General features: G+C 33.7%; 32 protein-coding genes and 1 pseudogene. 16 read left to right on the top strand and 17 right to left on the bottom strand.

The window, feature by feature from the left end:
- Both GFS03_RS01810 and GFS03_RS01805 read right to left on the bottom strand, forming a co-directional pair.
- Nucleotides 1–327, bottom strand: a complete 327-nt coding sequence (locus tag GFS03_RS01810) for a hypothetical protein (protein WP_153422228.1) — start codon at nucleotides 325–327, stop codon at nucleotides 1–3.
- A gap of 205 nt (nucleotides 328–532) precedes the next feature.
- The gene (locus tag GFS03_RS01805; RefSeq protein ID WP_153422227.1) at nucleotides 533–1,510 is read right to left on the bottom strand and encodes a metallophosphoesterase family protein; all 978 of its coding nucleotides are present in this window, start codon (nucleotides 1,508–1,510) and stop codon (nucleotides 533–535) included.
- A 67-nt stretch (nucleotides 1,511–1,577) separates the two neighbouring features.
- Between GFS03_RS01805 and GFS03_RS01800 the strand changes: the two genes are divergently transcribed.
- A complete protein-coding gene (locus GFS03_RS01800) occupies nucleotides 1,578–2,210 on the top strand; it encodes a 2,3-diphosphoglycerate-dependent phosphoglycerate mutase (protein ID WP_153422226.1) in 633 nt (210 codons plus the stop codon).
- Here GFS03_RS01800 and GFS03_RS01795 read toward each other — a convergent pair.
- A complete protein-coding gene (locus GFS03_RS01795) occupies nucleotides 2,175–2,888 on the bottom strand; it encodes a D-aminoacyl-tRNA deacylase (RefSeq protein WP_153422225.1) in 714 nt (237 codons plus the stop codon). The two genes, GFS03_RS01800 and GFS03_RS01795, sit on opposite strands and share 36 nt — an antisense overlap.
- Nucleotides 2,878–3,792: an NAD(P)/FAD-dependent oxidoreductase gene (locus GFS03_RS01790; protein WP_153422224.1), complete on the bottom strand. Its 915-nt coding sequence runs from the start codon at nucleotides 3,790–3,792 to the stop codon at nucleotides 2,878–2,880. Before GFS03_RS01790 ends, GFS03_RS01795 begins: the two co-directional genes overlap by 11 nt.
- Nucleotides 3,793–3,848: 56 nt before the next feature.
- Here GFS03_RS01790 and trxA point away from each other — a divergent pair, with 56 nt between their 5' ends.
- Nucleotides 3,849–4,256, top strand: a complete 408-nt coding sequence (gene trxA, locus GFS03_RS01785) for a thioredoxin (protein ID WP_153422223.1) — start codon at nucleotides 3,849–3,851, stop codon at nucleotides 4,254–4,256.
- A 12-nt stretch (nucleotides 4,257–4,268) separates the two neighbouring features.
- Complete coding sequence (locus GFS03_RS01780) at nucleotides 4,269–4,922, top strand: hypothetical protein (RefSeq protein ID WP_153422222.1); 654 nt, start codon at nucleotides 4,269–4,271, stop codon at nucleotides 4,920–4,922.
- Here GFS03_RS01780 and GFS03_RS01775 read toward each other — a convergent pair.
- Entirely contained in the window at nucleotides 4,903–5,433 is a 531-nt protein-coding gene (locus tag GFS03_RS01775) for a DUF84 family protein (protein ID WP_153422221.1), read from the bottom strand. The two genes, GFS03_RS01780 and GFS03_RS01775, sit on opposite strands and share 20 nt — an antisense overlap.
- 111 nt (nucleotides 5,434–5,544) lie before the next feature.
- On the opposite strand from GFS03_RS01775, the gene GFS03_RS01770 reads away from it, so the two are divergent.
- Nucleotides 5,545–6,411, top strand: a complete 867-nt coding sequence (locus tag GFS03_RS01770) for a menaquinone biosynthesis family protein (RefSeq protein ID WP_153422220.1) — start codon at nucleotides 5,545–5,547, stop codon at nucleotides 6,409–6,411.
- Here the strand turns inward: GFS03_RS01770 and GFS03_RS01765 are convergent.
- Nucleotides 6,379–7,263: a cation transporter gene (locus tag GFS03_RS01765; RefSeq protein WP_153422219.1), complete on the bottom strand. Its 885-nt coding sequence runs from the start codon at nucleotides 7,261–7,263 to the stop codon at nucleotides 6,379–6,381. The genes GFS03_RS01770 and GFS03_RS01765 overlap by 33 nt on opposite strands.
- Before the next feature lie 266 nt (nucleotides 7,264–7,529).
- On the bottom strand, nucleotides 7,530–8,636 hold the full coding sequence (locus tag GFS03_RS01760) for an ISNCY family transposase (RefSeq protein WP_153422218.1): 1,107 nt from the start codon (nucleotides 8,634–8,636) through the stop codon (nucleotides 7,530–7,532).
- A gap of 466 nt (nucleotides 8,637–9,102) precedes the next feature.
- Here GFS03_RS01760 and GFS03_RS13310 point away from each other — a divergent pair, with 466 nt between their 5' ends.
- Nucleotides 9,103–9,249, top strand: a complete 147-nt coding sequence (locus tag GFS03_RS13310) for a hypothetical protein (RefSeq protein ID WP_167738473.1) — start codon at nucleotides 9,103–9,105, stop codon at nucleotides 9,247–9,249.
- Between the two features lie 73 nt (nucleotides 9,250–9,322).
- Nucleotides 9,323–9,898 carry a hypothetical protein gene (locus GFS03_RS01755; RefSeq protein WP_153422217.1) on the top strand — a complete coding sequence of 192 codons (576 nt, stop codon included), beginning with the start codon at nucleotides 9,323–9,325 and terminating at the stop codon, nucleotides 9,896–9,898.
- On the opposite strand, the gene GFS03_RS01750 is transcribed toward GFS03_RS01755, so the two are convergent.
- A complete protein-coding gene (locus GFS03_RS01750; protein WP_153422216.1) occupies nucleotides 9,879–10,535 on the bottom strand; it encodes a 16S rRNA methyltransferase in 657 nt (218 codons plus the stop codon). The two genes, GFS03_RS01755 and GFS03_RS01750, sit on opposite strands and share 20 nt — an antisense overlap.
- 36 nt (nucleotides 10,536–10,571) lie before the next feature.
- Between GFS03_RS01750 and GFS03_RS01745 the strand changes: the two genes are divergently transcribed.
- Genes GFS03_RS01745 through GFS03_RS01735 form a run of 3 tightly spaced genes read left to right on the top strand, consistent with a single transcriptional unit; the run spans nucleotide 10,572 to nucleotide 11,584 of the window.
- Nucleotides 10,572–10,886 (top strand): ribonuclease P protein component 4, encoded by a 315-nt coding sequence (locus GFS03_RS01745; protein WP_153422215.1) that lies wholly within the window; start codon nucleotides 10,572–10,574, stop codon nucleotides 10,884–10,886.
- Nucleotides 10,846–11,127: a YhbY family RNA-binding protein gene (locus GFS03_RS01740; RefSeq protein WP_153422214.1), complete on the top strand. Its 282-nt coding sequence runs from the start codon at nucleotides 10,846–10,848 to the stop codon at nucleotides 11,125–11,127. The genes GFS03_RS01745 and GFS03_RS01740 overlap by 41 nt, the downstream gene beginning before the upstream one ends.
- Nucleotides 11,099–11,584 (top strand): DUF371 domain-containing protein, encoded by a 486-nt coding sequence (locus tag GFS03_RS01735; RefSeq protein ID WP_153422213.1) that lies wholly within the window; start codon nucleotides 11,099–11,101, stop codon nucleotides 11,582–11,584. The genes GFS03_RS01740 and GFS03_RS01735 overlap by 29 nt, the downstream gene beginning before the upstream one ends.
- On the opposite strand, the gene GFS03_RS01730 is transcribed toward GFS03_RS01735, so the two are convergent.
- Nucleotides 11,507–12,247 carry a methyltransferase gene (locus tag GFS03_RS01730; RefSeq protein WP_153422212.1) on the bottom strand — a complete coding sequence of 247 codons (741 nt, stop codon included), beginning with the start codon at nucleotides 12,245–12,247 and terminating at the stop codon, nucleotides 11,507–11,509. The genes GFS03_RS01735 and GFS03_RS01730 overlap by 78 nt on opposite strands.
- 21 nt (nucleotides 12,248–12,268) lie before the next feature.
- Nucleotides 12,269–13,267 (bottom strand): NAD(P)/FAD-dependent oxidoreductase, encoded by a 999-nt coding sequence (locus tag GFS03_RS01725; RefSeq protein ID WP_153422211.1) that lies wholly within the window; start codon nucleotides 13,265–13,267, stop codon nucleotides 12,269–12,271.
- An 84-nt stretch (nucleotides 13,268–13,351) separates the two neighbouring features.
- Between GFS03_RS01725 and GFS03_RS01720 the strand changes: the two genes are divergently transcribed.
- Nucleotides 13,352–13,705 carry a hypothetical protein gene (locus GFS03_RS01720; protein WP_153422210.1) on the top strand — a complete coding sequence of 118 codons (354 nt, stop codon included), beginning with the start codon at nucleotides 13,352–13,354 and terminating at the stop codon, nucleotides 13,703–13,705.
- On the opposite strand, the gene GFS03_RS01715 is transcribed toward GFS03_RS01720, so the two are convergent.
- Nucleotides 13,683–14,750 (bottom strand): MFS transporter, encoded by a 1,068-nt coding sequence (locus GFS03_RS01715; RefSeq protein ID WP_153422209.1) that lies wholly within the window; start codon nucleotides 14,748–14,750, stop codon nucleotides 13,683–13,685. The genes GFS03_RS01720 and GFS03_RS01715 overlap by 23 nt on opposite strands.
- Before the next feature lie 103 nt (nucleotides 14,751–14,853).
- On the opposite strand from GFS03_RS01715, the gene GFS03_RS01710 reads away from it, so the two are divergent.
- The 4 genes from GFS03_RS01710 to GFS03_RS01695 are packed head-to-tail and all read left to right on the top strand — an operon-like array spanning nucleotide 14,854 to nucleotide 18,938.
- Nucleotides 14,854–15,603: an NAD(+)/NADH kinase gene (locus GFS03_RS01710; protein WP_153422208.1), complete on the top strand. Its 750-nt coding sequence runs from the start codon at nucleotides 14,854–14,856 to the stop codon at nucleotides 15,601–15,603.
- A complete protein-coding gene (locus GFS03_RS01705) occupies nucleotides 15,587–16,063 on the top strand; it encodes an NOB1 family endonuclease (protein WP_153422207.1) in 477 nt (158 codons plus the stop codon). The genes GFS03_RS01710 and GFS03_RS01705 overlap by 17 nt, the downstream gene beginning before the upstream one ends.
- A gap of 60 nt (nucleotides 16,064–16,123) precedes the next feature.
- Nucleotides 16,124–17,836, top strand: coding sequence for an AMP-binding protein (locus GFS03_RS01700; protein WP_153422206.1), 1,713 nt, complete (start codon nucleotides 16,124–16,126; stop codon nucleotides 17,834–17,836).
- A complete protein-coding gene (locus GFS03_RS01695) occupies nucleotides 17,808–18,938 on the top strand; it encodes an aminotransferase class V-fold PLP-dependent enzyme (RefSeq protein ID WP_153422205.1) in 1,131 nt (376 codons plus the stop codon). The genes GFS03_RS01700 and GFS03_RS01695 overlap by 29 nt, the downstream gene beginning before the upstream one ends.
- On the opposite strand, the gene GFS03_RS01690 is transcribed toward GFS03_RS01695, so the two are convergent.
- Nucleotides 18,931–19,272, bottom strand: a complete 342-nt coding sequence (locus GFS03_RS01690) for a hypothetical protein (protein WP_153422204.1) — start codon at nucleotides 19,270–19,272, stop codon at nucleotides 18,931–18,933. The two genes, GFS03_RS01695 and GFS03_RS01690, sit on opposite strands and share 8 nt — an antisense overlap.
- 64 nt (nucleotides 19,273–19,336) lie before the next feature.
- On the opposite strand from GFS03_RS01690, the gene cobT reads away from it, so the two are divergent.
- The gene (cobT, locus tag GFS03_RS01685) at nucleotides 19,337–20,380 is read left to right on the top strand and encodes a nicotinate mononucleotide-dependent phosphoribosyltransferase CobT (RefSeq protein ID WP_153422203.1); all 1,044 of its coding nucleotides are present in this window, start codon (nucleotides 19,337–19,339) and stop codon (nucleotides 20,378–20,380) included.
- 119 nt (nucleotides 20,381–20,499) lie between these two features.
- On the opposite strand, the gene GFS03_RS01680 is transcribed toward cobT, so the two are convergent.
- The 4 genes from GFS03_RS01680 to GFS03_RS01665 form a co-directional block, all read right to left on the bottom strand.
- The gene (locus GFS03_RS01680) at nucleotides 20,500–21,195 is read right to left on the bottom strand and encodes a hypothetical protein (RefSeq protein ID WP_153422202.1); all 696 of its coding nucleotides are present in this window, start codon (nucleotides 21,193–21,195) and stop codon (nucleotides 20,500–20,502) included.
- A gap of 25 nt (nucleotides 21,196–21,220) precedes the next feature.
- Nucleotides 21,221–22,273, bottom strand: a complete 1,053-nt coding sequence (locus tag GFS03_RS01675) for a radical SAM/SPASM domain-containing protein (RefSeq protein WP_153422201.1) — start codon at nucleotides 22,271–22,273, stop codon at nucleotides 21,221–21,223.
- 24 nt (nucleotides 22,274–22,297) lie between these two features.
- A complete protein-coding gene (locus tag GFS03_RS01670) occupies nucleotides 22,298–22,861 on the bottom strand; it encodes a hypothetical protein (protein WP_153422200.1) in 564 nt (187 codons plus the stop codon).
- Between the two features lie 123 nt (nucleotides 22,862–22,984).
- A complete protein-coding gene (locus GFS03_RS01665) occupies nucleotides 22,985–24,043 on the bottom strand; it encodes a glycosyltransferase (protein WP_153422199.1) in 1,059 nt (352 codons plus the stop codon).
- 51 nt (nucleotides 24,044–24,094) lie between these two features.
- On the opposite strand from GFS03_RS01665, the gene nucS reads away from it, so the two are divergent.
- Nucleotides 24,095–24,808, top strand: a complete 714-nt coding sequence (nucS, locus tag GFS03_RS01660) for an endonuclease NucS (RefSeq protein WP_153422198.1) — start codon at nucleotides 24,095–24,097, stop codon at nucleotides 24,806–24,808.
- Here the strand turns inward: nucS and GFS03_RS01655 are convergent.
- Nucleotides 24,802–25,444: pseudogene (locus GFS03_RS01655) on the bottom strand (hypothetical protein). The gene nucS and the pseudogene GFS03_RS01655 sit on opposite strands and share 7 nt — an antisense overlap.

Genomic DNA, 25,444 nt, shown 5'->3' with positions numbered 1-25,444 from the left:
TTACGGCGACCACGGAACTTCCAATTTTTTCATCAGTATCTTATTTAAATCAGTCCTTATCGCATCTTCAACTTGTGGAGGTATTTGGCTTATAGGCTGGAACCATCCAACTGCAGATGTCATACCCAATTCTTCTGCGCGTTGTTTTAGCCATAATGCCACAGCCAAACCTGCCATGGTTGGCTTAAATATAACTACAGAAGGACCAATCGAGGAACTCGCTATCTTTATAGCGTGCTTTGATATAGTCTTCCATCTCGTTTTTGTTATAATTCTAACTAATTCTTTTGCCCTTTCCCTTTCACCGATCGCATAAAATATAATCATAAATAGAAGAAAGTGCGAACCTTAAAAAAAGTATTGGTCATCACTTAGATAAAAATCTACCTAACTTCTCCAGGTTTCTAAAAGAGTTAGATATAACTTCTGCATCATTAGTTAAAAAGTTCTGATGGAGTTAATTTCCTTCTTAGCTTTTAATTCTTTCTTCTGGATTACCATTAGAAAATTTTAATTGATACAAGCTAGTTAATTAACCCAAGATAAATTGATGAGCTTTAACCGACTCTCCTTCTAATATTACTAGAGCTGCGTGAAGAAGACCACTACTATATTCGCTACCTGGATTTATAACGAGCGTATTGTTGACTTTATCAAAGCCTCTCGATTCATGAATATGACCATGCAACCCCAGTAGTGGATTGGTTTCCTCAATAACTCTTCTTATTGATTTAGAGCCCACATGTGTATATACAATCTCACCTCCTCTAACTATGGGCTTTAAATTCTCATCTAAAAGAGGAGCATTGTCTAAATTGGAATTGTAAGGAGGAGCATGAAAGTTGTAAATAGCTTTTGAATAATTAGTAATTTTTGACACTATCTTACTTAAGTCATCATAGATTTCCTCTTCTTTCTTCTCTCTAAACGTATGCCAAGGTGTTGGATTAACGTAGCCATAAGATACGATTTCATATCCATTAAAATCAAATACCTCACCCTCACCAACTTTAAATATCTCGCTTTCCTTCAGTACTTCAAAGAGATATTCCGGATCATCATTCCCGAGGTTTATAAAGATAGGTATTTTATAGTCCTTCAATCTCTCCTCTGCAATTTTCATCCATTCGCGAACGGTCGAAATTATTGCCTTCTTAAATAATTCATCCTGGACTTTTTTATTTTGAGAAGCTTCTTCGTACTCATTTTGGCTTAATATAGCATAATAGATCCCTTCGCTCTTGAATCTGTCTATTAAGGTATTCAATTCACTTGATGTTACAATCTTATCTTGAATATTGTAATTATTATTTCCAAGATCAATAATAGGTAACAATGTTTTACCAGCTATATCCCCACCTATTATCAAAGCATTTACCTTGTAAATTTTCCCTGCATTTATAAACTTCTTGAATACTGTATACGATGCATGAAGATCTGAACTAAAGAGAATTCTCAAATTAGTAGTAGAATTTGTTGAATGTTTGTTCTTTTTAAATAAAGAGACCACAATACTCTTATCTCACGATGATATTTAAGTTTAAACTAATAAAGTGGGGAGATATAACAACTAAGTGATGACAATAATAATTTTCATTAGGCATGGTCAAAGTACCTCTAACGTTAATAAAATACTCAGCCATGATATTAACACTTATCCTCTCACTGAAGAAGGTATTACACAGGCTAAGGATGCTGGGAAGGAACTTATGAAATTGAAGGTTGAAAAGATCTACACTAGTCCAGTTCTAAGGGCATATCAGACTGCGCTTATTATAGGTGAAACTTTAGGAATTTTTCCAATAGTAGATCAAAGATTAAGAGAAAGATCCTTAGGAGAATTGAATAATACCACTTTTGACCCAAATGATCACTGGAAGTTGAAGGTTTTTAAAAAACAAATTGAGATTAAAGGTCTAGAAAGTTGGGAAGATATGACAAAAAGAATGAAAAACTTTCTCGAATCAGTTATAAATAAAGATAATAGTATTATAGCTGCTGTATCACATTCCGATCCTATAAGAGCAATAGTTACGTATATACTGGACATGGACGATATTAGCGGATGGGGAATAAGAATACCTAATGCTAGCCTAACTATTTTGAGATGTGAAACTAACATAGATAGTTGCAAAGTCATTAGTATAGGTTCACCGCTATTGACTCCACAAATACTATCGAAGCTGAATATTAATATCAAACCTCTTTAGAACTGTTATAATTCGCTCTCTCTGCTTAGAGTTTAAGCTATCGATTACAACTTTGTTAATATTATTTACAGAATTAGTTATAGCTTGAATTATAACCTTATCATCTAACTTATCGACATAATGCTTAGAAATTACATGACCTAAACAACTCTCGTCAGCTAACTTAGTAAAAAGTTTAGAATAGTGAGGTCCACCGAAACCTGTAATGTAATCTCTACAATCTATCTCGTTAACCTTATCAATACCTTTTAGGGTTGAATCAACAAGAGTTCTTACTATTCTCTCGTTAGTCCAATATGTCTTATCACTACCAACCTCCACGAATATAACCGGAACATGTTGATATGTTGGTCCATGATGAGTGGCCTCAATAGTTTTCTCTATGTCTAGATCTATCTTTTTAATTTCCCTTAAAATTGAGGTAAGCAACCTAGGATAAGCTATTCCGAGTTTTTTAGGCTCTCCACCCATGACTTCTTCAGATGGATTACCAGGATAATGTACGGTTAGTGAAGGAATACTTGCCTTACTTTCATGCCTAGAAAAAATTACTATAACATCACCATTGTTGTAGCGAAAATCTGTCACGTCCTCGCTGATCTCTTCGAAACGATATCCAAGTTTTTTTATTGTCATACCAACTGGATCTGAGGTGGAGTAAACTACCTTAATGTCCATGTTTAATCATCTGTATAGCTTTTTCAGCAAGTACCGGAGCTAATGCAAAGCCAAACCTATAACCAGTTATTAAAATTGCATTTGAGTAAATCCTCTTTACAATTGGTTCCCCATCTTTACTTACACTTCTAAATCCTACTCTGATCTCTAAATTTGTAGTATCTATCTTTAGTACCTTTCCAATTTCATTAATTGTCTTAGATATTTCGTCATAATCTATTGTAGAGGATGAATTTAGCTTGGAGTCACCGTTAAGGTATAAGTTCTTACCCTCAACTGCAATTCTATCATTCACAATCAATATTCCATTTAAACTAGTTTTTTTAGTAATAATCAAATGTCCTTTAAATAAATTTACCTCTATTCCCAATCTAGAGAATAATTTGGGAGTTAGATAGCCTGTAGCGAAAATATAGAACTCTCCCTTTACCTCACCTTTTGACGTTAAGAGAGATTTTATTTCGTTATCTTTAACTAGTATATCCGTCACTTCTAAGTTCGATTCTATGTTAAACTCTGTTCCAAGTATACTAAGAAGCTCATCTCCTTCTACGAAAAACCCATTATCAAAAAATTCTGCTTCTCCTATATCTAATTGAGGCTCAAAACTTCTTATTTCCTTTCTATCAATAATCTTACCACCAATCGTTTTATTGGAAATTCTAATAATATGAGTCTTTTTACAATAGATACCATATTTCTCACAAATATCTTCGTAGAATCTTATACCCTTTTCGCAATCTTCTTTATGGTTACTGCATAATGGTGGAATGATTGACCATAAGCTTGCTTTTGAATTATTTCCTATAATTTTATTCCTCTCTAAAATTGTTACATCTCCATTATATTTTAATGCAGTAATTAACCCCGTTATCCCACTACCTACAATTATAAGTTTTGTCATGTCTAATCTCTTTATATGATAAAAACTTTTTAAATGAATACTATATATAATCTCTTATGAATGACGAACTAAATGATCCAGAATTACAAAAACTCCTCTCTAAAAAAGCAAATCAAATATATACTAGTCTAAGAGAGAAAGATAAAGAACCAGTAAAACATCTTGACTCAAAAAACTTTGATGAATTTATAACTAAAAACAAAATAGCAGTTGTTGACTTTTGGGCGGAATGGTGCGCGCCTTGCTTTATATTAGCTCCGATAATAGAGGAACTTGCAAATGACTATCCTCAAGTAGCTTTTGGGAAATTAAATACTGAAGAGAACCAAGATATTGCAATGAGATATGGAATAATGAGCCTTCCAACTGTGATGTTCTTTAAGAATGGAGAACCCGTAGACCAAATACTAGGTGCAGTACCTAGAGAGGAAATAGAGATAAGGCTAAAGTCTTTATTAGAGTAATAAGTGATATGAATGAATCCATTATTATTAGGGATAGATGGATTAAGCTATACCAGTTTTATGAAGTGCAATCCGAGAACTTTATTTACACTTTTCAGCAGTACTTATAGGGGAGTTGTTTTAAATAAAAAGCCACAATTTCCGCAAACCTCATGGATGTCAGTATTAGAGATCAAGAATGTAAAAGACATCTCAGAAGTCAATCTAAATAATGAAATACCTAGACTTCTTAAAGAAACCAATGCAGTAGCAATAAATTTGCCTATAACTAATCCAACTTATGGCAAACTTAGTCTTCCATACGACACATCACTAAATGCAGAAGAGGAAATTAGTAAGGTAACTCAAACAATTCTAGGACTTATAGAAGAAACTCCCGTCATAGCCTCTATAACTGCTATAGATAGACTTCTCCATAAAGATCCTACAGAAAAGTGTAAAATTTATTCATTAGTAGATACAGCAGTAAGAAAGATTTTAAACAAGATTGATGACTTTATAATATTTTCTATATATGGAGAACCAAGAAGTGAGAACGAAGATGGAAATCATGAAGATTATGGAGTATTTTTAGCAACAATCCCAAGACCTTCAGAACACGAGACTATCAAATTGCAAGATATCGGCGAGTTATTTATAAAACTGGTTAAAAAGGAGTATTATTAATCATTACATTGTAAATTGGATATAGTGCAAGGATAATAGGTTGAACATAGAGCATTTTTCTATCAATTATATTGTTCGTTAATAATCCCACAGCACCCTCTTTAATCTTACTATTATTCGTTTTAAAAATAATATCTGACGCTTCACCTAGTTCCTTTCCTTGAAGTATTAAAGAAACTATAGAATTAGGCAAGGTAAAAGATGAGGAAATTGCAAAATTCTCTAAACCATCCTTAGTAATAACATATACGACAGCATTTGCTATAAATTTACCATAGATATTACAAACTCCTCCTTCTATTCCTAACCCTATATCTGCATTAGTAGCCCTTATTGCATTCAGTGCCCTGTTTCTAGCACCCACGTATGTCTGATCGCAAAAAGGTTGATTACCTACTCCACTATCAACTTCAACTGCAATCAATTCCCAATTCAATTTTAAAACATCTAGTACCTCCCTAGTAGCACTGACTTTTACAGGGTTTCTACTACCTAAAGCAATTGTTACCATGTTTTAAACTCAATACTAACAAGGATTTAATAAGTTTCTAGTGCAGAGTGTAGAACATTATTGAACGTATTTTAAATCACACTTATATATCGTTATGTCAAATTATAGCCTATGGTGACAATAAGAGTAGGCGCGCTTGCAGATTCTGGGGACCTTTATCCTTTTATACCGTTAATGGACGGAAAAGTTAAACCAGAAGGGTTCAACTTAGAGTTTGAAGTAATACCTACGGTTCAAGATATCAATGAAGCAGTATTAAAGAAAGAGGTTGATGTTTCAGTTCCATCTGTAGCAATGTATCCGTATATACAAGATGATTATTATATTCTAAGTAATGCTGTAGCAACTGCAGTGGATGGTATAACCGGAATGCCAATTTTAGCAATAAAAGAAATGAATGAGGACGAAATAAAGAGAAGTAGACTAATAGTTCATGGACCAAACACTACTGCATTTACGTTATATAAGTTACTTATTGGAAAATATGGAAGATTAGTCGTAATTAGAAGAGTATTAGACGAAATAAAAGCTTTGGGAAAGGAGGGAGACGTGTTAGTAGCAGTTCATGAAATAAAGATGATGTATGCTCTAAAGAAGTTGGGAATTAATGTAGTTAGAATAGGTAGTATGTGGGACATGTGGAAAGCGATTTCAAATAATACGCCGATGCCAATGGGTATGGTGGTGATTTCTAAAGAAGTTGGAAAGGAACTTGCACTCAAATTTAAAGAGACTTACGAGAAAAGTAAAAAATATGCAGAAAAACACTTAGATGAAATAATACCAAGAGACGTTCAGATAATGAGGGAATCACAAAAGGCGGATATTGATGAGGAGATAGTAAGAAAGACAATCTGGGCTGATATACAAGAGTATAATGTTCCAGTTAATGAGGTAAGAAGAGGATTAGAGTTCTTCTTTAAGATAAATGAGGAAAGGGGAATATTACCCAGAGTAAAGAGCATTGACTTGCTCTAATATTTTCTTTTTCTTAATTTCAGTTAAAGGTACGAGTATTACGTCAACATAAGCTATATTATCATATTTTTTGATTATTCTCTTGGTTTTCCTCTTAATTTTATATGCTTTTTCCAGACTTATGTCTTTAGGTAAACCTATATAAGTATATACTGCATAGAAAGAGCCGCATTTCTTTAAATACAAGTTCAGTATAGGTATATTCTTTGACTTAAGTTCATTAACTAGTTGAATCTTTATTGGAGAATCTATTGAGGCACCAAGTATTGATAGGATTGAGTCTTTAATTTCTCTTATCACATCGCTCAAGGTGAATATGAGAATTACTAATGTCACTACATCTATTAAAACTACACTTTGTACGATTAACGTTATGCCAGAGATTACTTCAGCTATACTATCCAAAAAAGAGTGAATCATGTCATTTTTTACTATTTGTATCTCAACATATCTCCTCTCTATAAAGTATAATGTGAGTGAATAAATGCTACTTACAAATAGAACAATTGAATACCAAGGTGAAATTGAAAAAGTTATAGAACTATCGATCATGTTAAGTATTAAATTCATTGATAAATAGACGATAAATATAGATGCAGCTAATATTACCAGACTTTCGAGATTGTAGAGTCCCCAAGGAAATCTTCTCGATCTGGTATTTATTTTCACTAACGTAAAATAAAAAAGAAGTGACATTAAAAAATCTATTAACGTATGGTAAGAGTCTGCCATTAGTATATACGATTTAAATAGTATTCCAATAATCAATTCAAACAGAAATATTGGAATGAGAAAAATGCTACTGAAAAGAAAAATGATAGAGACCCTTCTTAGGACCTTAACTGAAACCAATTCTCATCACCACACAATAACTTGTAGGAAAATAGAGCCTCTATATTATATATACAATATTTACTATATTATATGGGTATTTATAACTTACCGTGAGAATGATAATATATTAACTAGCTAGAAGTTACATCAGGCCTTCTCCTTGAAGAGAGTACCTTATAAATTTAGAAACCACATTATCGGAGACCTTTCATTTTCAAGGATTAAGGAATGAAAGACATATGAAATATCACCCATAGAAAAGTATTTACAGCAGTTATGAGATTTTAACGTAGTTTAAAGATTTTCATTAGTCCCACTATCCCTCCTAAATGCCTTTCAACGAACCTCAACAACTCCTCAACGCTCCTTAAGTTAAGGGAGGCCAATAGCTCCCTAACCGCGTTAACGAGCATCACGAAGAGGAGGACATAACCTTGAAGCCTAATCCTCTTGAAGAAAGAGGTATCTTGAAGACCTAGAACCTTAATGTCCCTGTGAAACTTCTCGATCTCCCACCTTATCCTCCAAGTCTCCTCAACCTCTTCCTTGCTAAGGGATAGGTCAGTAGTATAGAGGTTCCTCCTGCCGTAATCTTTATATTCCTCGACGAACAACTTAACTGTAATAACTTTGTCCTTCAGGGTCAAGTCAACCAAATAACTTCCAGGGGGTAGATCGCCCACGTGAAGGTGACCCTCCACCTCATCATGGGTCCCCTGGATTGACTTGACTCTGAGGACTCTCCTATTGGACTTCAGTTCAGACACTACCTTGTCAGTGACGAGCTCACTCGACCAATACCAAGAGTCGAAGACGACTCTCATCACTTGAAACTTCTCTCTCAGCAGCTTCATTAATGCAGAGGCCATCTGGATCTTGGTTTGGAACTCCTTCACCATTCCCCTCTCGTACATTTCTCTAATGGCGTAGGGGAAGGCTCCTATCATGTAAGCTTTCTTGGTGTTAAGATCGTAGATTGCGATTGTTAGTAATTGGACTCCGGATTCGAATCTCTTGTGTGCTTGACACCACATGATGTAGTTTCCTTGTCCGCTCGCTCTGTTTCTAGCTCTAGCGTATTCCTTGTGGTCGAACGTGTCGTCGATTATGATTATTACTGGTCCTTTGATTAGTTCTCTTAATTTGTCTAGGTAGTTCGTCCACGCTTTTTCCACTTCCTCTAATGCTTTGAGTAGGTTGTTGTAATCTAGGTTGAACGTTTGTGAGATGTTCTTCACGCTAGCTCTATCGCTTATGAATGCGATTAAGGCTAGTGCGATAGCGACCTTTTTTGTTAGTCCTTGCATCCTTAGTGTTCCTACTACGAAATTGATGGTGTTTACGAGTTCTGTCTTAGCTCTACTTGCCAAGTCCTTGATCTCGTTTTTCATACCTTTTAATAAAATGACCTAGAATGTTAAAAACTTTCTAGGTAGTACCGTAGACTCGGTACTACTAAGGGAAAATATGATAACTGCTGGTATTTATTTTGAGGAAAAAATGAGAAGTTTCAGGCCTAGGCTGAAGGAGCTAAATCATACACTTGGGTAAAATTTCAAAGGCTAAGGAGAACAAATTCTCATCAACTTTTCCACAAGAGGACTAAGTAGATAAGTTCAATGTGAGTGTAGGGGATTGAGATTACTCCAAAAAGCAGAAAATCGTCTCAAGATGATGCCACATTCACGAAAGCCGAGCAATTCGCTATGTTAAGATAGTCTAGTATGGTATCACAATCCAACTCACTTTACGTCTTATCTCCTAGTATATATAATTTGTTTCATAAATAAAATTTCGCATATATATTAGAGCAAAAGTTATAAATGGGAAAAACATAAATTAAAATGGTGGATTTACTTGAGTCAAAAGAAAAACGAAATAAAGAGTTGGGCCGATCTGGTAAAGGCATTATTTATTGATGATAATTGGTATTTAGGAGTGTTTATAGTATTATTAATACTATTCGTAATTTTTGATTTGATCGCTTTCACACCTCATTCATAGTTTTTAAAATAAGTTTAAACGATAGCATGACTAAATATAAATAGTCTTTTTACAAACTTTCTATAGACAGATTATGCCAAGAGTTAATATAGCAGCTGAAGCTGACTTGATTGAACAATTGGAAAACGAGGCAAAGAAGAGAGGTTATACTATTTATTCATTGACTAACGCTGCTCTTAAAGCCTTGCTGAAACTATTGAAAGAGGGTGAGGATGCAAGCACACTAGAAAGTTTAGTAGATTATTACTCAATATCGAAGGCATTAGATATAGTTCCAGTAACAAGTTGGTTCCTTGAGAACTTAACCAAGTTGGCTTACGAAAAAGACAGTAAGCAGTATGAGAATATGTGTGAAGAAGTAGGAGAGCAAATAGGTTCGTTCTTAAGATCAAAAGCCTCAACGCTCGACGAATTATTTGATTTTTATAATGCAATAAAAATTATCCTGCCAATAAGAAACGTTGCAATTAAAAATGCTGGTGACGTAATAGAATTTAGAATAACTGGAACAGGATTTAGTTTAATCTCTACCTTATGTGCAGGAAAGATATTCTCAAAAATTGCAGAGGCATATAATTTGTCGATACAAGATGTAGATGTAGTACCTGGTGGAATAGTTACCATTAAAGCTAAGGCCAACCTAAAATAGAGTTACAAGCAGATAAGATTCGGCATAAAACTTGCTGGGTTTCCAGTTGAAATTTGCTTATGGAGTAAATTTTCTTAGCTAAACCCAAAATTTTTTCAGAGAACTCTCCATGAGGAAAAGCTCCTATTCCTAAAATCCATTTTTCATCTAACTTACAGAGTTCTTCTGGATTTATTTTTTCTCCTTTTTCTGACAATAATATTAAGTTGTATTTGGTTGCAATTTCCTCTAGCGTAAGATTTGTAACTTCCATTAGACTCTCATTACCATTAATGGGGATTCTACCGTATTTCAATAATTGCTCCATTAATCCCATAAATCTCAAATAATTTTTAGGTGGTCTCATGTTGGGATTTACCTTAATTATCTTAGATTGTATAGTATGTATAAATAAGTCACCTTTAATTAATGGATCAGTTAAAATTACAAGTAAGGCCTGGTGTAAAATATCCGGTCTGCCTCTTTTATGACTATTTTCTAAACTCTTCATTGCATGATAGTGTAAGGAAATATCCAGTAAAGTCTCTTCAGGTTTTTTATTCCTTCTTTTAGCGTTTTTAATAACAGCTGGATGATTAACTATTTCTTTTGGGACTAGTTCTAGACTAGCTTCTAGTAAGATAATATTTAAATTCATAGAATATTTTTAACATAAGGGGGTTTAGTAGTTATCGTGAGAATAAAAAACAAGATTAAGAAAAGAATTATTGAGCTTATAGAGCTAGCTTACATTACTGCAAAGAAGGGAGACTTAGAAATAGCAAGAGAATACATAAAGTTAGCTGAAATGTATTCAAGAAAAGGTAGAGTCAAAATTCCCTTAAAGTACAAACGCATGTTTTGTAGAAAATGTTACACACCTTTAATTATTGGCGTAACTGAAAGAAGAAGAATTAGGTCAAAGATTTTAATTAGAACATGTCTTATTTGTAATTGGCAAAGGAGATATGTACTCTCAAGAAATAAAGGATCTAATAAAGAAAATTAGGGCTGAAAGAGCGGATATAAGAATAGGAAAGTATGGTGTAACCGAAGGTATGATAAATGAGATAAAAAGAAGATTAAATGAACATAAAGTTATAAAGGTAAAAATAGGAATTAAGGAAATTGACGATCGAAAAGAATTCGCAAAAAGAGTTGCAGAGATGGTTGGAGCTAAACTTATAGAGGTAAGAGGATATACTTTTATATTAGCTAAAGTTGATAGCAGTAGACAAGATAAAGATTAAGGGACATTATAACATCAGAGGATTACATAAGACCACATTAGAAATAACAAGAGATAACTATCTTACAACTAGGGGAGATTGTATAATAGGAATATTAGCCGATAAAGGTGCAAGAGATATAAGCGAAAACTTCAAAAAGATTGCCAGAAGTGATGAAAGTTTTATTTACGCTGTAGTTAAGGTAAAAGAGCTCTTTGATATAATTCACGGCAGGGGTTCATCTAAATTTACTTTTGAGAATCAAAATAAAATTATATTTAGAAAATCCACTTTTATAGAAGGATCAACAATAATGATAAGGTCAGATAAGGCTGCAAGAGATATAAATAGAGAAATAATTAAATTACTTAAAAGTGAAGTTGAGGGAGAAGTTCATATTTTAGCATCTGACAAGCCCCTTGAAGATAAAGAGATTCTTAGAATAGTCGTTGATCTTAACCCAATTAGTTTTGCCTAAACTTGAGTTTGCCTTATCTTCAGATTCACATAAAATGTAAAATACGACGTTTTCGGAAACTCTGCACAACTCTTCTTTGAAATCAATTATCAAAGTCGGATTATCTCCGAAAGACAACTTAAAGGCCTTGTCTCTAAATGGCAGATAATGTGCATCATATTGGACGATATCTATCATGCCCTTTATCTTATTTAGAGCTAAAGACTTCTTGAGCATATACAGCCCATGAATATTAACATCTCCAGCAACAACATAAGCCATTTTTTTATGAGCTATATTCAATGCAATAGCTCCATAACCTGTAAAGGCGTCTAATATAGCACTTCCTTCTTCAACAAGTTCTACATTTTTTAGTCTATCTCCAGCAAGAGAAGGATTAACATAAACCGTCATAATATCTACATAAAACAATACCCCATTCTCCTTATAGATCGTAGTTGATATTCTTTCTCCAGATAAAAATTCCAATTCGTTCGTTCTTAATTCGCCTTTTACCTTCTTTTTAAGATATACAGCCTTTATCTTAGGGTGAGCTTCCATAATTTTCTGAGCAACTAAACTATAATCGACATTAACACGCTTAGGAGTTACTATAGCAATCTCGCCTATTATATAATAACTTCTCACACCAGGGAAATATACGTTAAGCCTTTCACTTTTCATTTTATTTAGAAAAAAGAATGATTACTTAGGTTTAAATTTGTCCATTTCTGAACTATGACCAGCAAATAAAGACGCACTAGGCTCTATATACTTCTTAGCTACACTTATAGCAATTGCAGCATGGGCAAAACCTACAGCTATTAGGGCTAATTTGGGAGAACCTTCCAGCTGTACAATATCTCCTCCAGCATAAACACCTGGTAAGTTGGTTTCCATTCTACCGTTAACAATTATATCTCTTCCTTTCATATTTACTCCCCATTTAGGAATATTACCAAGATCACCTTTGTATCCTATACTTATAATTACACTATCCACATCCAATACTTTCTCCTCCTTCGTCCTATTGTCAAATATTATAGCCTGAGTAACCTTGTTACCATCCCCCTTAACTTCTTTTAGTTCGTGCCAAACGTAGACCTTAGCAACCCTAAAGAGCTCCTTTACACTTCTCTCATGAGCTCTAAATTGATCTCTTCTGTGTATTAATGTAACGGATTTAGCTACTGGGGCTAAAGTCAATGCCCAGTCTACTGCAGAGTCTCCACCACCTACTACTAATACTCTCTTGCCTTCAAAGTCTTTCTTTCTCCTTACGGTATAATAAACCCCTTTATTCTCATATTCAATCTCTCCTTTAGCTCCTAACCTTGAAGGTACTATTTTCCCTATACCAGCTGCAATGAAAATAGTCTTAGTTTTATATGAACCTTTATCAGTCTTAACTATCCACATGTTATCGCTGGTTTTTTCTATCATATCGGCCCATTCGTTAACCCTTATATCTGGACCAAACATTTTAGCTTGCTCAATAAGTCTTTGAGCTAATTCATAGGCTTGGATTCCTGGCAAACCACCTACATCATATACAATTTTCTCCGGATATAATGAGATTAATTGACCACCCAACTCATCTTGAGCATCTATCAATAACGTTTTCATATCTCTTAATCCTGCATAAAAAGTTCCAAATAGACCTACTGGCCCACCACCGATTACAACCATATCGTATTCGTTCACTTACACACCACCTATTAGGTTGTAGTATTTATACTATTTAAACCTTAGTGCAAATTTTTATTACCAAATAACGTAAAGTTATATATGAGTCTTCAGACACAACTTGATTTAGTAATATTAGCATTGCCGTTACCTATTCTGACTTATTTATGGTTTAGATATTATAATATCATTATAACAGAGGGTACAAAATATGTTGGGGGGAATTACAGAGAGGAGGAAATATTGTTGTTACCTTCAAGTACTAAAACTGTAAAAATAGATGGAAAAGTATCCATTTTAGTATATGGAGTTAACCCTTGGATAACAATAAGAATAAATGGTGGGCCAAAGCAGAAAGTCTTTAAAATACGCCTATTAAACGAAAGTGGAAATCTGGAGTTGATCAATGAGAGTAAAGTCTTTCAAGTACGAGTTAAATTGAGATATTCTGTCTAATTAACATTATAAGTGAAAAGAGTATTAGTCCGATGATATTAACGACAATCCACATGTAATAGCCAGAATATGAGGCTAGAGGCTCAAAATTCATTCCAATTAAAATATTTAGTGAATTAACCACGGCTAATCCCATGGTCGTATTTGCGTCTCTTTGCAAACTAGCTATTATTGAGTAAAGCACTGATATTGCTAGTTCATTAAAAATACCAGTTATTACTATACCTAGTAAATATATTTTTGTATAGAGAAGAAGAGAAGGAACTGAACCTAAAAGTGAGGAAATTATAAGGAGGTTAAACTTCTTGATCTTTCTATCTGCTAAAAATGTTAAACTTCCGCCTATAACTGAGGAAATAAGCAAGAGAGATGTAAACAAACCTGAATCAACTAAATTTAGATGCAAATAATAATATGCAAACGTCGGATATAATTCGCCTATAACATAATAAACTCCCCATATTCCTGCTATTGAAATCCCTAGAATTACGATTCTATTGTCTCTAATTATTTTCCAACTTGGTTTTAGGTTAGGGTTATCTATATTAATAATAAGTGAGAAAAATGTTAAAATTGACAAGATGTAAAATGACCAATAGTCCCCAAACATTGTATACCAATTTAAACCTATAAGTCCCCCAACTGCAAAAGAGGCGTTATATATACCTAAAGCTAAACCAGGGGAATCCCTATTTAATGAAGCTAAAATCCCACCTCCAGTTGAAAAGAACATTGAAGCGCCAACGCCGTCTATTAGGTAAAATATCAGTAATTCAATAAAACTAGATGAGAATGATACTAATAATGGCGATATACTCATTATAATTAGACCTAAGAGTAAAGTGTTCCTTAATCCTATTTTGGTTGATAAAAAGGCAGAAGGTACTTGCATAATACCAGAGCCTAAAAAGAAGGAAAAAGGAATTAAACCAACAATCTGTAATGATAAACTAAGTTTACTTGCGAGAAAAGGTATTAGAGGTGCGAGATAAAACCAATGTATAGAGTAAATAACTCTAGCGACTATGATTCTTATGCCTTTCATTGTTGTAGTGGAAGATTCAAAAATTACGATATTAAATTTTTCCTATACAGCCTTAGGGGAAAGGAGAAGAATATTATAACTTTCAAGTATATATGTGAACAAAATGAGAGTTAAGATAGTGAGTAAACCTACTTCACAACTTGATAACATCATAGAAAAAATTAAGAATACTTGTACTAAATTGGGCTTTGAAGTAGTCGATAAGGATTACGATTATGTTATTGCAGTAGGTGGAGATGGAACGTTATTAAGAGCAGTTAAGCAAAATAAACCAGTGATTGCTGTAAAGGCAGGTAGAAGAGGGTTATTAATGGATGTTCCGTTAGATAAGGTTGAGGAGGCTCTTTTGAGATTAAAAAAGGGAGATTATGAGGAGGAAGAATACATGCTATTAGAAATGATATATAATGATAAGGTAGAATTAGGATTCAACGAAGTAGGTATCTTGTATGATAGACCAGAAGCCATAAAAGTTGGAATAAGTTTTGATACGGAGAGAGTATCAGTAGAAGGGGATGGAGTTTTAGTTTCCACACCACAAGGAAGTAGTGGATGGGGAATGTCCGCAACTAACTCCCTAATATATAAAGATTTAAGTGCAATAGAGATAATATTCGTCAATCCAATTTTTTACTATTTGAGATCAGTTGTAATACCACCCAAGCCTCTGGTCTTAAGACTAGAGGATAAGGGATATCCACAAACAGCAAGAGTAGTAGTAGATGGTGAAGTAGTGACATTGATAAAAACTAATCAAGAAATTATGGTAAGGGCTTCAAAGCGTAAGGCAAAAATCTTAAGATTTTTCAAACTAGACTTAATAGGAGAAGTACTACATGCATATCATATTTGATACCTCAGCGTTTTTAGCTGGACTTCAATTATCATTAGATAAAATATATACTACGCAGGAGGTTATAAATGAAGTTAAGGATAGATATTCTAGATTTAACCTAGAAATCGCAATATCGTCTGGAAAGGTAATAATAATGAAACCCTCTCCAAAAAGTTTGGAAAAGGTAATTAAGGTATTGAATATTACTAGAGAGAGAAAACTATCTAATACAGATATATCAATTATCGCACTAGCGCTAGATCTACAACCTTCAGTCGTACTTACTGATGACTTGTCAGTACAAAATACACTTAAACATCTTGGAATACAATTCTCTTCAGTAAAGATTAATAAAAAAGTAGAAAAATCTTTTAAATTTAAATATATCTGCATTGACTGTAAGAGAGAATTTAACATAGACCACAGAGAATGCCCATATTGTGGTGGAAAAGTGGTAAAAAGAAAAATAATGGAGTAAATATAACCACGCTTCTCATAATCATAAAAACAAATTAAAAAGTTATAATAAGTAAAAGATATGGACTACTATACGCTTTACGACCTTTCCTTAGAAAAACCAGAAAACTACTGGGAAACCTTTGCCAATAAACTATCATTCTTTAAGAAATGGGAAAAAGTAATTGAGAAAAATAAACAACTACCCATAGCTAAATGGTTCGTTAACGGTACTACAAATATTGCATATAATTCACTTAATCACGCTGGGAAGGCGCTAATATTTTATCAGGAGGGTAAATACAAGGGAGATGAAGTGTCCTTCGATGAGTTAAACAATATGAGCTCAATGATTAGTGGATTATTATTAGATAAAGGGATTAGAAGAGGAGATAGGATCGCAATTTACATGCCTAACTCAATACATACAATAGCTACAATATTAGCTGCGGCTAGACTAGGAGTAATTTACACGCTTATCTTTGCAGGATTAGGAGTAAACGCCATTACAAATAGAATTTCAGATCTGGAACCTAAATTGGTAATATCCGCGGACAAGACATTCAGAAGAGGAAAGGAAATAAAACTGTACACTAGCTTAGCCAACATAGTACTTCCAAGAGATTCACAATTTGATTATTCAAGGGAATATAAAGAATTTGAGAAAATAGAAAGTAATGAACCACTAAAAATAATGTATACTTCCGGGACAACAGGTAAACCTAAAGGTGTGATCTTGCCACATGGAGCTTGGATGGTAGGGGATTATACGGTATTTGACCTAATGTTTTCATTGAAAAGCAACGATATAGTTCTAACAACTGCAGATGTAGGATGGATAACGTTCTCAAGAATAATGTATGGAACTCTAATGCATGGTTCCACATTAGCATTTATGGAAGGAGCACCAGATTATCCACCAGAGAGATTACCAAAAATAATTGACGAATTACAACCTAAAGTACTATTTACATCCCCCACACTTCTTAGAACTTTACAGAAATTAGATGTAAAACTGCCAAGAGTAGAGTTCATAGCTACAGCTGGAGAGATGATGGATGAAACTGCATGGAAATACGCGTTAAGATTCTCCGATAAAATTGCAGATGTATACGGGCAAACTGAGTTGGGTTATGTAATAGGCTATCCATATGCATTAGATAGTGTGGAACCAAAAATAGGCTATGCGGGATTGCCATTCCCTGGTGCAGTTATGGATACAGTGGATGAATATGGTAAAAGTTTAAGAGGGCATGTTGGCCACCTAATAGCAAAAGCCCCATTCCCTACTCAATTTATAGGTATTTGGAAAGACGAAGCCAAATTTTTAAGCTATTTTGAGAAATTTAAAGCTCATGATACTGGGGATCTAGCGATAATTGATGAGAAAGGTTATGTGAAAATAGTTGGTAGAGATGACGATATGATAAAGATAGCTGGGCACAGAATAACTAGTGGAGAAGTAGAAAGTGTAATAAATTCCTTGGAAGGAGTAGTTGAATCAGCTGCTGTAGGAATACCAGATGAGATAAAGGGCGAAAAATTAGTAGTTTTTTATGTGGGAAATATAGACGAAAAAACAATAGTAACTAAAGTTAGGGAAATGTTAGGGCCAATATATATTATTGACAAAATATACAAGGTGGAAAGGCTACCTAAGTCTCGAAGCGGTAAAATAGTCAGAAGAGTTTTGAGGGATTTATTATTGGATAAAGAAATAGATGAAACTATATTGGAGGACCCAGAAATATTAAAGGAGATCAAAAGTGAGATTAAGAGATCCGAAGGAATTTAGGGAAAATGTGCTTGTTACGAGAAAATATGTATATTTAAATCATGCAGCAATTTCCCCTACACCTTTACCATCATTATTTGAGGCTTACAGATACTTATATGAAGTTGCAAATAGGGGAAGTATAGCTGTTAATGAAGAGGAAGAAGACGAACTGTATCACATAAGGACTAGAATAGCCAATTTAATAGGAGCATACCCAGATGAGATTTCATTGATTCCAAATACTAGTTATGGAGTAAACTTAGTTGCACATGGGCTAGAATGGAAGAGAGATGATAATATAATAACAGATAATCTCGAGTTTCCAACTGTAGTATATCCATTTTTCAAGTTAGTAAAGAAGGGAGTAAAGGTAAATATAATAGAAACTAATCCTTACACCTTTGAGGAAGATATAATATCAAATATTAATAAAAATACTAAACTTATTGCAATAAGTCATGTTAGTTTTAATACTGGCTTAAAAGTAGACGTTAAAAAAATAGTAAAAGCAGCAAGGGAGAATGACGCGTTAGTTCTATTAGATATCATACAAAGTGCTGGTGCAACCAGAATAAATGTAAAGGAACTTGACGTGGATTTCGCTATAGCAGGAGGATATAAGTGGTTAATGAGCCCACAAGGATCCGGATTTATTTACGTTAAAAGAGGATTAATAGAAGATCCACCGTTCTATGGATGGAAAACCAGTGCTGATTACTTGGATTTCAATCCCAATAAGTTTACATTAGAAAAAGGTCCCAGAAGGTTTGAAATAGGTACAGTAGATATAGCTGCAAACTTATCGCTTGCCAAGTCTTGCGAAATAATAAGTGAAAATATGGAATTAATTGAGAGTTCAGTAACGTATCTTTCCCAATTTGCAATAAGACTAGCGAAGGACCATAACATGGAGGTAATCACTCCAGAGGAAAAGAGAGCTGGAATTGTGATAGTAAAGGTTAAAAGACCTAAAGAAGTTGCTAAAGAACTATTAAAGGAAAACATAATAGTATCTCCAAGAGGAGAAGGCATAAGAATATCTACCCATTTCTATAATACTGAGGAAGAAGTGCAAAAGACTATCGAGAAAATTTTAGAAATTGAGAGGAAAATTAACTAGAATTTTTAGCCATATATTTATCTATACTATTTATGGCCTCTTCGACGTCTTCCATAATTCTTACAAGCATACTGTGTAAAATTTCGTCATCAATATTATCTAGATTATTAACAATTTTAAGAATATCGAGAAGCTCTTGAGCCAAAGTGGCTGAAATTAATCCTAACTTCATTAATTGAAATATCAAATCATCATTAGAAGTAAATTTGATTATCATACCTGCCTTTTGAAAAAGTAACTCTACTAAACCTTTTATTCCATTCTTAACACTTTCCTTTAACTTTTGGTCTCTTTTGAACTCCTCGAGACTTACTAATGTTCCCTTTTCAATCATTCTATAATACTCCCAAAAGCTCACAAATTTTTATATACGTGAAAATTATTTATATGCACCGAAAATGATTAAGGAATATTATGGAGCGGAAACCTCTATCTTAAACAAAGACTTCGCTTATATATTGGTAATAGGAACTACTGACGTCAGTTTAATCCCAGGATTAACCATAGCTGGAGCAACACCAGAATTAACTCACTTTACCCCTGCAGCTGATGCCGAATACGTACTTCTGGGTAAATGTAAAAGTATAAATTCTATTCCAGTTAGTCCTACTGGAATACCAACTCCTGCTTTGTTGACAAGAGCATCACTATCCTTCATAAACCCTTTAAAAATTGTAGTAAATGCAGGTAGTAGAATACTACCTAAGATTCCATATATAGATCTTCAAGGTGAGCCCGGAAAGGATATTAGGAAACAAGCACTCTCCATAGAGAAAGTAAATACTATAGTCGAGAATGGTATCAAATTAGGCGAAGAACTATCTAATGAATATGAACTTATTATGATAGGAGAATCAATACCGGCCGGAACGACTACGGCTATGGCTAGCCTTTTAGCATTAGGCTATGACGCAATGGATAAAGTAAGTTCTGCATCTCCTGATAATCCGAAGGAATTAAAGAGAAAAGTTGTTGAAGAAGCTTTGAGGAATTTGCCAACAGATCCATTACAAAGATTAGCTAAAGTATCAGACCCTGTCCTATTTGGCGTAGCAGGAATATCTTTAGGATTTAGAGGAAAGATTTTACTAGCTGGAGGAACTCAAATGACAGCTGCGGCTGCTATAGTTAAAGAATTCAATAAGAATAAGGTGAAGGATATAACAATTGGCACTACAAAGTGGATAGTTGAAGATAAATCTGCAGACATGTTAGGTTTAGCAAAACAAGTAGGAGTTAAAGTATTGGTAAGCATATTAGATCTTTCAATTTCTGCCTATGAAGGAATAAGAGCGTATGAAAAAGGTTATGTAAAGGAGGGAGTAGGAGCTGGAGGATCAACAATAATGGCTTTCGCGAGAGGAGTTAGTAACAATACACTAGTGAGGAAAATTGACGAGCTATATAGTGAATTAGTAGGAGGCAACAATTCACATATCTAGATAAGATTTTCATTTTATTCATATATTCGCATTAAAAATATAAATATTATAAAAACATTAAAGTCCAACATGATATTAATTACTAAGACGTATTATATATTATGCTGCTCTAAATCTTTCTAGCCTATTTTTGATATAAGATTAACTAGCTGATCTGCAAGTTGTTTAGAGATTTCCATAACTGCATGAACAGAAGGTTTCTCTATTGAAAACTTAAGAGGTGCAGAGAATAGAATGGTTTTATCATCACAAGAAACAATTGAAAAGGAAACTTGTTTATCAATTTCTATAATTTTCAATTTTTCTTTTATCTTATCTCTGATTTGACCTACCTCTTGTACAAAGTTCTGAATACTCTCCCTCAATATGCTAATTTGGGATAGAGCTTCCCTTCTCTTTCTTATTCCATAGTAAATTAGGATCCCTATAGCAATTAAAGACAAAGGAACATCGTAATATATGAGGTTACCTATCACGAAATAGAGGACAATATCCATTATGGCGATAGCTATAGAAATAATTAAGGTGAAATAAATTATTTGCACGTAAATAGCCTCATTTCTTCTCAGCTCTTTATATAATCTGTTCTCTTCATCCTTCTTATAAGCCTCGGATTGGTTTTTTAACCATCTTGCCCAATCCTTATCAGCTGTTACTAGGACTGTATTAACTCCACTTGCTGCTTTATTCAGTATTTCAGAAGCGGCGTCTTGATCAATACCATATGTAACTATTAAAATAGAAGAAGTAGCAGAGGCTATCATACTTTTTATCGTCTCTAACAATCTACTGCTTTCCTCAAACTTAACACTCATATAATATATTGTACACAATGAGTTTTTAAGGTATGATCTCAGTTGAATCAAGTATTGGATTATAATACAAATCGCTAAGCCTTATTTTACCGTCTCTGATAATCCTTTCAATTTCTGGTATTATTGAGAGTACCGTACGAAGATATTCCTTATTAACCTCATCTACAGCCTTAAACCCCTCTTCTCCCCAGTATCTCTCCTTTTGTGCATATAAGCATCTTCCACCACAGTATTGTTTAAACTCACATCTCTTGCAATCATCTGGTAATGGATCCTCTAAGAGCTTATACCCTAAACTTACGTTACCTAATTCAGCCCATTTCTCCCTGACCGCTATCGGACAAGAAAGTATTCTCCCATCAGGTGTGACGGTAACTGAGGAATATCCTGCACCACAAGGAGAACCCTTATATCCCCCGAAGAAATGAGCACTAATTACACCCAATATGGGTATTATTTTAACGACCCTTCCCTTTCTTAGTTCTGAAAGGAAATAGTCAGTCAGCCGTTTTATCCCATTCAAGTATGAAAAAGACCAACTTTTAAAATCCCATTCCTCACTCCATATCACATCTAATTGCCAATGCACCTTATCAAATAACCCTAAATTTATTAAATGCATAACATCAGCAAAGATGTCGGTATCTTGTGTAACTGTCATTCTAGCTATAGTTTCAACACCCAGATCCTTAAGGTATTTTGCTGTTCGTAATACCGCTTTGTAAATACCCTTACCCCTATGCTTGTCAGTAATTTCTTCTCTACCATCTATAGATAACAATACGACATTAATTTTCTTCCAATATTTTTCAGGGAGAAGTCTTGACGCAATGCCATTCGTTTGTATCCCATATCTCTTAGCTCTTACGTTATCTAAAACGGCCATTATAAATTTATAATTAAGCAATGGTTCTCCACCATAGAATATTACTGTGGAATCCTTATCATTCTCTATCAGTCTTTTTAGCATATTGATATCATATTTAACATCATAAGGTACAACGTTAGATGGAAAAGAACCTCCACAGTAATCACATTTAAGGTTACATTTACCGGTAGTCATTACAAGCCATAGCATAGTATACCAAAAGTGAAGACGTTTTTATATGCTTTTTATATAATTTAGAGTAATCTTAGATGCAATTTCCTCTTGTGCATTCTTCACATTATAGTATAATTTCAGCATATCATAAATCGCTCTAATATAGGAATCCAATGAAGTGTGATTTAAGGGTCTAGATATTCGTATTTTAATAATCAAGGAACTATCATCTAATTGAGCATATTGGAAGCCATAGCTTGATATTAACGAGTTTATAATGTCTATTCCGGTCAAATAATCCAATACTAATGAAGTGACTTCTATACTATTATCATTTATTCTTAAGTCTAACCTATCAATCCATTTTTCTGGTGTATAAAGAACTTCTTTAAGTTTGCTAATTGAAGAGAGTTGGAAGGAAAATGAAGATAATATATCATCTTTAAGATCATGAATAGGATATATTAAAATCCCGTAATCAGAAAATTCTTTAAGAATATACTTCTCATTAGCTCTATCTTTAACAATTAACCACTCATCCCTTTTCTCATCTATGGTAAAATGTTCTAACTCATGTCTGAATGAATAAATGTTTAGGTAAATTTCTACTGAAGTACTTTGCATATATTATATTATCAGAAGTGGTCCTTATATCATCTATCTATAGCACTCGACCTCATCATCTCAGCGTCACACCTCCAATCATCAATCTTTAGGGGTAGAACATCAGCATCATCTTTGTATCTTTCATTTCCCCCTTAAAGGTTTTACTATATACTTTTTACCTCTCCAATAAACCTCTCTCCTATTCCAGTTAAACACCATAAGAAATAACGCATAAGGTATTGCTATTATAGTCATAAGTGATGCAATTAGTGCTTGTTTAGGATATCTTATTCCTCTAATTACATTCTTTACTATCCATAGTAAATAAGGGGTAAAGGTAATTATATTAAGATAAACGAGAGAGTAAATCAGAATTAAAGTAAAGAACGTTCCTGCTATTAAATACGCCTTTGCTCCTCTAGGCGAGTAAGCTAGAATAGTAATTATTTGCCGAGATGACCAGCTTATCAGACTATCCTCATCATAAACATTAAGGGGAATTGCACTCATCACGAAGCCTATTTTGCCACCCCTCCTCTTAATTATCCTAGTCAATGTACAATCATCACACCATTCTTTAGATAGTTCGTCTAGAACTTCTTCATCAAAGAATTCCCTTCTTATTGCTATTGAACCTCCCCATAAAAATCTAGAACTCTCGAGTGATTGAGATTCGAAACCTAATGTCCAAAACCCAGCTCTTATAAGGTTGCTTAAGGTGATTCTATAAGGAGATGGCCAAGAAAATGTAGTTGTTGCATAATATTTGTCCAATGGTGAAATTAAATTTCTAAGCCAATATCTAGGATACCATGTATCCGAATCTGCAAAAACTATGATATCATATGAGGCTCTTAATAGACCAGAAATCTGTGCCTTGATTTTACCACTACATGAATCACAATTAAAATCTGAGTAAACAATCTTGACATTATACTTTCTTAGAATATTCTCCACCTTATCCCCCTTTTCTACAACGTATATTATCTCATAAGGATATGGATAGTCTTGCGAAAGTAATGATTCTATATTTCTTTCCAGTCCGATATCTAGGCCTTTTATCGGGATTATTATGGATACTTTGCCTGTGAAGTTTCCTTTCACCATTTTCCACATTTTGATTTCATTATACATTTGCAGAATTATTAGCATATCAACTCCAAATACAAGGAAATAAAGTATTAAATCATAATATTCCATTAGTATCGGGTGATACAGTAAGGTATTTAAGCATTAGGGATAGGTAATACTGTGTATTCGGTACTACTAAATCCTAGCAATACGGAAACCTATTCCTTTTTGACTGAGAGAATTTATAGAGAACTTGTAGTACTCTTCGCTACATGTAAGGTGAGTTATAAGGGAAGAGCCGAATCAGTAGCTTCAGAATCGCCTAGGTTAATAATATTGAAACCAGATGGTACAGTGATAATACATGAAAGTGTGAAAAGAGAACCGTTAAACTGGCAACCACCAGGAACTAAAATAGAGATAATGAACAATTATCCATTAAAGATAGTCGCCCAAAGAAAAAGACCAAAAGAAGTAATAGAGATAGATTTGAAAGAGGTATTTTACATAACTTCAGCTGAAGTAAAGGAAGGAGATTTCATAATTAAAGGAAGGGAGATTGACATGGTAAATACTATTATTCAAAATCCCAGTATGATCGAAGAAGGCTTTGTACCGTTAACCAGAGAGTATAATACGCCTTATGGGAAAATAGATCTGGTGGGGTTAGATAAAAAAGGTAATTTTGTAATAATTGAAGTAAAGAGAAGTAAAGCTCAACTGAGTGCGATCTCACAATTATATAGGTACTACTTATATATAAGAGAAATAAAAGGAGATAAAGTGAGAGGAATACTCGTGTCACCAGATTTAACTAGTCATGCAAGAGAATTATTACAAAAATTAGGTCTTGAGTTTATCAGATATGATATACAAAAGTACTCTAGTTACTGACATAATCTTTGTTTAAGATAATCTATAACTTCTGTATATTTTACATTAAATATTCTATAATCTCTCAAGAATTTAGAGAATCCGTTCTTGTCAACTTGAAAATTTATGCAATCATTAGAAAACAAAAAAGAATCCGATTCGTAGGTGTTAGATAAGCTTAAAATAGCCTTAATACACCCCTTTTCATTTCCTAGTATTAATTTTAACTTCTTTACTACATCAAATTGGGATGATTGCTTTGCAAAGTCATTAGTCAAATGGATTAGAAAATAATCTAAACCGTAATCTAAACAACTTAACAATGAGAAATTAAGATTGAATACTACTTCTAGGTTCTCATTTAGAATTTTCACTGGAATATTATACATTATAGCCAGGTTGTTTATCTATATTACTAATCATATTAGAAATATGTATTCTGGCAACGTTGTCCTTCAAAACTTTTAAGTTATGCATATCAATTAGCCTATTACCATCATATGATATTCTTATATTATCTGACGAAAATAACGATAAATTGTATTTTCCGTTAAGGAGATTAAAGGACATTGAATAGTTAGAAACGTTGATTTCGATCTTTATGTTCCCACTCTTAGCACATTCCATAAGAAAACTAGTATCTCTTATCCAACTCAT

Origin of the sequence: Sulfolobus sp. E5-1-F (assembly GCF_009601705.1) — an archaeon.
GTDB lineage: Archaea > Thermoproteota > Thermoprotei_A > Sulfolobales > Sulfolobaceae > Saccharolobus.
This window is presented reverse-complemented; position numbering and strand designations above follow the sequence as displayed.

Coding starts and splice junctions, on each gene's coding strand:
- GFS03_RS01810 (WP_153422228.1), bottom strand. CDS start 327: ATGATTATATTTTATGCGATCGGTGAAAGGGAAAGGGCAAAAGAATTA.
- GFS03_RS01800 (WP_153422226.1), top strand. CDS start 1,578: ATGACAATAATAATTTTCATTAGGCATGGTCAAAGTACCTCTAACGTT.
- GFS03_RS01795 (WP_153422225.1), bottom strand. CDS start 2,888: ATGGACATTAAGGTAGTTTACTCCACCTCAGATCCAGTTGGTATGACA.
- GFS03_RS01790 (WP_153422224.1), bottom strand. CDS start 3,792: ATGACAAAACTTATAATTGTAGGTAGTGGGATAACGGGGTTAATTACT.
- trxA (WP_153422223.1), top strand. CDS start 3,849: ATGAATGACGAACTAAATGATCCAGAATTACAAAAACTCCTCTCTAAA.
- GFS03_RS01780 (WP_153422222.1), top strand. CDS start 4,269: ATGAATCCATTATTATTAGGGATAGATGGATTAAGCTATACCAGTTTT.
- GFS03_RS01775 (WP_153422221.1), bottom strand. CDS start 5,433: ATGGTAACAATTGCTTTAGGTAGTAGAAACCCTGTAAAAGTCAGTGCT.
- GFS03_RS01770 (WP_153422220.1), top strand. CDS start 5,545: ATGGTGACAATAAGAGTAGGCGCGCTTGCAGATTCTGGGGACCTTTAT.
- GFS03_RS01760 (WP_153422218.1), bottom strand. CDS start 8,636: ATGAAAAACGAGATCAAGGACTTGGCAAGTAGAGCTAAGACAGAACTC.
- GFS03_RS01755 (WP_153422217.1), top strand. CDS start 9,323: ATGCCAAGAGTTAATATAGCAGCTGAAGCTGACTTGATTGAACAATTG.
- GFS03_RS01750 (WP_153422216.1), bottom strand. CDS start 10,535: ATGAATTTAAATATTATCTTACTAGAAGCTAGTCTAGAACTAGTCCCA.
- GFS03_RS01740 (WP_153422214.1), top strand. CDS start 10,846: ATGTACTCTCAAGAAATAAAGGATCTAATAAAGAAAATTAGGGCTGAA.
- GFS03_RS01730 (WP_153422212.1), bottom strand. CDS start 12,247: ATGAAAAGTGAAAGGCTTAACGTATATTTCCCTGGTGTGAGAAGTTAT.
- GFS03_RS01720 (WP_153422210.1), top strand. CDS start 13,352: ATGAGTCTTCAGACACAACTTGATTTAGTAATATTAGCATTGCCGTTA.
- GFS03_RS01715 (WP_153422209.1), bottom strand. CDS start 14,750: ATGAAAGGCATAAGAATCATAGTCGCTAGAGTTATTTACTCTATACAT.
- GFS03_RS01710 (WP_153422208.1), top strand. CDS start 14,854: ATGAGAGTTAAGATAGTGAGTAAACCTACTTCACAACTTGATAACATC.
- GFS03_RS01705 (WP_153422207.1), top strand. CDS start 15,587: ATGCATATCATATTTGATACCTCAGCGTTTTTAGCTGGACTTCAATTA.
- GFS03_RS01700 (WP_153422206.1), top strand. CDS start 16,124: ATGGACTACTATACGCTTTACGACCTTTCCTTAGAAAAACCAGAAAAC.
- GFS03_RS01690 (WP_153422204.1), bottom strand. CDS start 19,272: ATGATTGAAAAGGGAACATTAGTAAGTCTCGAGGAGTTCAAAAGAGAC.
- cobT (WP_153422203.1), top strand. CDS start 19,337: ATGATTAAGGAATATTATGGAGCGGAAACCTCTATCTTAAACAAAGAC.
- GFS03_RS01680 (WP_153422202.1), bottom strand. CDS start 21,195: ATGAGTGTTAAGTTTGAGGAAAGCAGTAGATTGTTAGAGACGATAAAA.
- GFS03_RS01675 (WP_153422201.1), bottom strand. CDS start 22,273: ATGCTATGGCTTGTAATGACTACCGGTAAATGTAACCTTAAATGTGAT.
- GFS03_RS01670 (WP_153422200.1), bottom strand. CDS start 22,861: ATGCAAAGTACTTCAGTAGAAATTTACCTAAACATTTATTCATTCAGA.
- GFS03_RS01665 (WP_153422199.1), bottom strand. CDS start 24,043: ATGGAATATTATGATTTAATACTTTATTTCCTTGTATTTGGAGTTGAT.